A 451-nucleotide genomic window follows, 5' to 3' on the forward strand; every position below is an offset into this window, starting at 1 on the left:
CCACCTTGCGACCCGGCACCGTGGCGGCGACCTCCCCGGTGTGGGGGTCGGGGATCAGCAGATCGAGCGCGAGATCGGCGCGGGCGAGCTCGGCAGCGGCCTTCGACCGGCGGACATCGAGGGAGGACTGGTCGCCGAGGCGGCCGAGGACCTCGGCCCGTCGGGCGACGGCCTGGTCGAGGTCGTGCCCGTCCGCGGCATCCATGAGTCCGTCGAGGTGGACGAGTCCGTGCTCGTCGACGTCTCCGATGTCGAAGTGCCGTCGATCGGCTGCGGCCTTGCGTTGGGCTTCGGCCTGGTCGGGGTCGAACCGCGAAACGGCTTCGGCGACGAGGCGTTCGAGTTGCGCCCAGCCGACGCCGGTGGCGTCGAACAGCTGGCGGTCCACGTACCCCGCGGCCTCGGACGATAGGCCGTGGGTGAGGTCGGCGATCCGTTCGGCCCGCCACGG

The 451-nt window shown here is 72.5% G+C and carries 1 protein-coding gene; it reads right to left on the reverse strand.

What is annotated here, in order from left to right; genetic code table 11:
• On the reverse strand, positions 1-451 hold a 451-nt coding region (locus tag FHP29_RS06690; RefSeq protein WP_158296498.1), incomplete at both ends, for a DUF222 domain-containing protein.

Origin of the sequence: Nocardioides albidus (assembly GCF_006335005.1) — a bacterium.
Taxonomy (GTDB): domain Bacteria; phylum Actinomycetota; class Actinomycetes; order Propionibacteriales; family Nocardioidaceae; genus Nocardioides; species Nocardioides albidus.